Origin of the sequence: Nitratidesulfovibrio liaohensis, assembly GCF_011682075.1 — a bacterium.
GTDB lineage: Bacteria > Desulfobacterota > Desulfovibrionia > Desulfovibrionales > Desulfovibrionaceae > Cupidesulfovibrio > Cupidesulfovibrio liaohensis.
This window is the reverse complement of record NZ_VSMK01000153.1, coordinates 1-5735: the sequence shown is the minus strand read 5'-3', so window position 1 is coordinate 5735 and position 5735 is coordinate 1. Positions and strand designations below refer to the sequence as shown.

Sequence of the window (5735 nt, the reverse complement as noted above, 5' to 3'; positions counted from 1 at the left end):
GGGCGCGCCCCTGGCCGTGCAGGCCATGGTGGCCCGCGCCGACGGCGCCGTGTACGCGGTGAAGCGGCGGGGGGGCGACGGCATCGCGGTGCGGTAGACTGACCGGCAAACCGTTCCGCAACGCACGTTTCCCGCCACGCATTCCCGCACGCCGCCCATTCCCCCGGACGGAAGCCCCCCCGCCGATGCACGCATCGGCGGGGGGGCTTTGTCATGAAGGGACACGGCGTGGTTGGTCGGCAGAGCCCCACACCCGCATCAGGCTGCCCATGGCGGCATGCCCGGCCTACCCCTGCGGCTGCGTCGCCGCCCGCTCGTTGCCCAGCGCGCGGCCCATCTTGCGTTGCAGCCAGCGGCTCAGCCTGTCCAGGTACATGTAGTACACCGGGGTGATGTACAGGGTCAGCAACTGCGACACCATCAGCCCGCCCACCACGGCAAGGCCCAGCGGCCTGCGTTCCTCGGCGCCCGCGCCGAAGCCCACGGCGATGGGCAGCGCGCCCATGAGCGCGGCCATGGTGGTCATCATGATGGGCCGGAAGCGCACCAGACAGCCATGGAAGATGGCGTCAGCCGGGGCGCGACCCTCCACCCGCTCGGATTCGATGGCGAAGTCGATCATCATGATGGCGTTCTTCTTCACGATGCCGATCAGCATGATGATGCCCACGAAGGCGTACAGGTTCAGGTCGTACCCGAAGAACATCAGCGTGAGCAGCGCGCCCATGCCCGCCGACGGCAGGCCCGAAAGGATGGTCAGCGGGTGGATGAAGCTTTCGTACAGGATGCCCAGCACGATGTAGATGACGAACACCGCCAGGGCCAGCAGCACGGTCATGCCTTGCAGCGAATTCTGGAAGGCCTGCGCCGTGCCCTGGAACGACCCCACCACGTCGGCGGGCAGCAGGGGCGATGCCGCCTGCTCCACCTGGGCCACGGCCTCGCCCAGGGCCACGCCGGGCCGCAGGTTGAACGACACGGTGACCGAGGGCAGCTGCCCGGAATGGTTCACCGACAGCGGCCCCACTCCTTCGCTCAGGCTGGCCAGGGTATCCAGCGGCACCAGCATGCCGGAATTGGCCCGCACGTACAGCAGCGGCAGCACGGAGGCATCGCGCTGGTATTCCGGCAGCAGTTCCAGCAACACCGCGTAGTCATTGGTGGGGGCGTAGATGGTGGACACCTGGCGCGAACTGAAGCCCGACTGCAACGCCTCCTCGATACGCTGGGCCGAAACGCCCAGCGCCGCCGCCTTGTCGCGGTGGATGGTCACGCGCACTTCAGGGTTCTTCAGCTGCAGGTCGCTGGTCACGTCCTGCAGGCCCGGCAGGGTGCGCATCCGTTCTTCAAGCAGGGGGGCCACCCGGTACAGTTCGTCGGTATCCGGCCCCTGGATGGTGTACTGGTACAGGCTCTTGGTGGTGCGCCCGCCGATGTTGATGGACGGGGGGTTGGACACGAAGGCCTGGATGCCGGGCAGGGTGTTCAGCCTGGGCCGCAGCCGCTGGATGACCTGTTCCGGTGTTTCCTTGCGCTCGTGGCGGTCCTTCAGCATGATCACCAGTCGCCCCGCGTTGCCGCCAAGGTTGGGGCCGCCCGCCCCCACGATGGACGTGAACGAGGCGATGGCCGGGTCCGCCGCCAGCACCGCGTGCAGGGCGGTCTGGTTGCGCACCATGGCGTCGAACGAAATGGACTGGTCCGCCTCGGTGAAGCCGGAAAGCTGGCCCGTGTCGCCGCTGGGCAGAAAGCCCTTGGGCATGGTCATGAACAGCCACGCCGTCAGCCCCAGCACGCCGAGGGACACGAGAAAGGTCATGAAGTGGTGACGGGTTGTGAAGCGCAGGCTGCGCTCGTAGATGTGCAGCAGCCCGTCGAAGAACGCCTCCAGCGCGTTGTACACGCGCCCGTGGCGCTCGGCGCCGTGCGGCTTCAGAAAGCGGCTGCACAGCATGGGCGTAAGCGACAACGACACCACGCCCGAAAGGCCGATGGCCACCATGATGACCACCGAGAATTCGCGGAACAGCCGCCCCACCACCCCGCCCATGAACAGCACGGGGATGAACACCGCCGCCAGCGAGATGGTCATGGAAATGATGGTGAAGCCGATCTCCTTGGACCCGTCCAGGGCCGCCTGCATGACCGGCTTGCCCATTTCCTTGTGGCGCACGATGTTCTCGAGCATGACGATGGCGTCGTCCACCACGAAACCCACGGCCAGCGTCAGGGCCATCAGCGACAGGTTGTCCAGGCTGTGCCCGAACACGTACATCAGGGCAAAGGTGCCCACCACCGACATGGGCAGGGCCAGGCTGGGGATGACAGTGGCCGAAAGGCTGCGCAGGAACAGAAAGATCACCAGCACCACCAGGAACACGGTGAGCACCAGGGTGAACTTCACGTCGTCCACCGATTCGCGGATGGTCTGCGAGCGGTCGTACATCACGTTCAACTGCACGGAGGCGGGCAACTGCCGCTCGAACGAGGGCAGCAGTTCCTTCACCGCGTTGACCACGGCCACGGTGTTGGAGCCGGGCTGGCGCTGCACGGCCAGCACGATGCCGCGCGTATCGTTGAACCAGGTGAACTGCCTGTCCTGCTCCACGCTGTCGATGACCCGGCCAAGCTCGCCCAGGCGCACCGGTGCGCCGTCTCGCCAGGCCACCACCATGGGCCGGTACGAGGCGGCGTCGAACAGCTGGCCGCTGGCCTGGATGTTGCGCGAGGTATGGTCGCCCTGCAGGGTGCCGGTGGGCAGGTTGACGTTGGAATCGGAAATGGCCTTGGCCACCTCGTCCAGGCCAAGGCCGCGCGTGGCCAGGGCGCGCGGGTCCACCTGGGCGCGCACCGCATACTTCTGCGAACCGTACACCTGCACCTGGGCCACCCCGGCCACCATGGAGATGCGCTGGGCCAGCATGGTGTCGGCGTATTCGTTCACCTGCGACAGCGGCAGGGTGGGCGAGGTGAGCGCAATGTACAGGATGGGCTGGTCGGCGGGGTTGACCTTGCGGAAGTAGGGCGGCGTGGTCATGTCGTCGGGCAGGCGGCGCGCCGCCTGCGAGATGGCCGACTGCACGTCCAGCGCGGCCGCGTCGATGTCGCGGTCGAGGGCGAACTGGATGGTGATGCGCGTGCGCCCCAGGGTGCTCGACGAAGTCATGGAGTCGATGCCCGCGATGGTGGCGAACTGGCGCTCCAGCGGGGTGGCCACGGCGCTGGCCATGGTTTCCGGATCGGCCCCGGAAAGCTCGGCAGTGACCTGGATGGTGGGAAAGTCCACGTTGGGCAGGTCGCTTACCGGCAGGTTGCGGTAGCCCACCACCCCGAACAGGAACATGGCCAGCATGACCAGACAGGTGGTCACCGGCCTGCGGATGAAGAACGCCGCGATGTTCACTGGCGCGCCTCCGCCGGGGCCGCGCCCTTGGCGCCCGCTTCACCGGATTTCATGGCAGGTTCGCCCGGTTTTGCCGCCTGTCCGCCGGACGCCGTCCCGCCGGGAGCCGCCCCGGCGGAGGCCCTTTCCTCCACCATGGCACCGGGGGTCAGGCGCAGGTGCCCGTCGATGACCACCCGCTCGCCCGCGGCCACGCCCTCCTCGATCACCACCTGGCCGTCATGGGCAAGGCCGGTGCGCACCTTGCGCAACTGCACGGTGTTGTCCTGGCCCACCACATAGGCGAACAGCCCCTGGCTGCCGGTCTGCACCGCCTGCGCGGGCACCACCACGGCGCCGGGCACCTGGCCCAGTTCCACGTACACGTCCACGAACTGGCCGGGCCACAGCACGCGTGCCTCATTGGCGAACGTGCCGCGCATGCGGATGGTGCCGGTGGCGGTGTTCACCGCGTTGTCCACGAAGGTCACCATGCCGCGCGCCGATACTCCGCCCCCTCCGCTGCCGGAACCGGGCACCCGCGCCTGCACCGGCACGCCACCGGCGGCCATGCGCGCGCGGGCGGCGGCAAGGTGCATTTCCGGCAGGGCGAAGCCCACGTAGATGGGCTCTACCTGGTCGATGACCACCAGCACCGTGTCCGCCCCGGCGCGCACCATGTTGCCCAGGTCCACCTTGACCTGCCCGGCGCGGCCCGACATGGGCGCGGTGATGGTGGTGTACGAAAGCTGCACCCTGGCCGTCTCCACCGTGGCTTCATCGGCGCGCACGGTGGCGCGCAGCGAATCGGCGGAGGAACGGTACTGCTCGTACTGGTCGCGGCTGACGTAGCCGTCGGCCACCAGCTTTTCGAAGCGGCGCACGTCCTCGTCGGCCTTGGCCAGCAGCACGCGGTCGCGTTGCAGCCTGGCCTGGGCCTCGTTCAGCGCCGCCTCCAGCGCACGGCGGTCCACGGTGAACAGCAGGTCGCCCTTGCGCACGTCCTGCCCTTCCCTGAAGTGCACCCCCACGATCTGGCCGTCCACGCGCGACTTCACGGACACCGTGGCGTACGGTTCCACGTTGCCCACGGTGCGCACCACCACGGGCAGGTCGCGCTTTTCGGCAAGGGCTGTGGCCACGGGTACGGGCCGCTTCTGGGGCTTGCCCTTGGCGGCTTCGTCACCGCCGGAACACCCGGCCAGCAGCACCAGCATGACAGCCAGGACTGACAAGACAGGCAGGAGGATCGCCGCCCGCCGGGCAGGCGCAATGGTCGACGGGGCTGCGGGGCGGGGCCGGAATTGGAGCCTGGATTGGGCGTCGGTGTTCATGCGGGGTTCCGTGGGCGGCTGGGAGTGGGGGGAGTGGATGCGGCGCTGGACGTGGCGCCGTCGGGGCTGCCGGTGCTGTCTGTGTTGTCTGTGTTGTCGGTGAAATCCGGGCTGTTTGTGAAATCCGGGCAATCGGGTCGTGCGGCATGCAGGCGCTCGCGCAGGGCGGCGATGCCCGCCAGGGAAAAGGCGGTGATGTGCTCTTCCAACTCGTCGAGGCTGGCGGCATCGTACGAAATTTCCGGGTACAGCAGCGGAATGACGTTGCGGGCGAAATGATGGTGCAGGCTCTGCCCCACCACGCTCAGCGCACACAGGGCCACGGCGCGGCTGCGGCCCGGCTCGTCGAGCAGTTCGCGCACCGTTTCGGCCAGATAGTCCGCACGCGCGCCGATTACCTTGCCCACGATGTCGCCGATGACCCCGGTGGGATCAGTCATCTCGCGGATGAGCAGCCGGTTGTACCATTCCGGGCGGCGCGAACCGCGCGTGCGGTGCAACTGCGAACGGATGAAGGCGCGCAACCGTATTTCCGGATCCTCCGCCGAGGATACGGTGCCGGAGACATCGCCGGGGCCCGGCGCGGCCACGCCCGATACAGACGACGACGGGGGCAGCGGCGGTTCCGGAAAGGATTGCAGCAGCACCGCGCGGTACAACCCCTGCTTGTCGCCGAAATGATACTTCACCAGGGCCACGTTGACGCCCGCGCGGCGGCATATCTCGCGCAGTGACGCACGGTGGAAGCCCAGCTCCGCAAAGGTCTCTCCCGCGGCGGTCATGATGCGCACCCGGCTGTCCGGCATCTGGTCGCCCTGATTCCCGGCGGCGGCAAATGGGGCGGGGGCCATGGCACCGGCTGGCTCGGCACAAACCGGCTCGCTCTGGAGAGGGGTCTGTACCGGGGCCTGTGTCGGCACCTGGTCAAACGCCCGTTCCGAGGCCCGTTCCTGCGCGGGCACGGCCTGCGCGGTCGTGCGCGATTCGCGTCCGGTGGCAGCGGCGGAGGCGGTTGCGGC

Annotated in this window: 3 protein-coding genes; all 3 read right to left on the bottom strand. The window is 68.3% G+C overall.

Translation table 11 applies throughout. From position 1 onward, the window contains the following. Nucleotides 1–286: 286 nt before the first annotated feature. A complete protein-coding gene (locus FVW27_RS06405; protein ID WP_167123708.1) occupies nucleotides 287–3403 on the bottom strand; it encodes an efflux RND transporter permease subunit in 3117 nt (1038 codons plus the stop codon). Next, entirely contained in the window at nucleotides 3400–4617 is a 1218-nt protein-coding gene (locus FVW27_RS06400; RefSeq protein WP_243838251.1) for an efflux RND transporter periplasmic adaptor subunit, read from the bottom strand. The genes FVW27_RS06405 and FVW27_RS06400 overlap by 4 nt, the downstream gene beginning before the upstream one ends. A 95-nt stretch (nucleotides 4618–4712) precedes the next feature. Further along, nucleotides 4713–5735, bottom strand: a 1023-nt coding sequence (locus tag FVW27_RS06395; protein WP_243838250.1) for a CerR family C-terminal domain-containing protein, incomplete at its 5' end; no start/stop codon positions are given.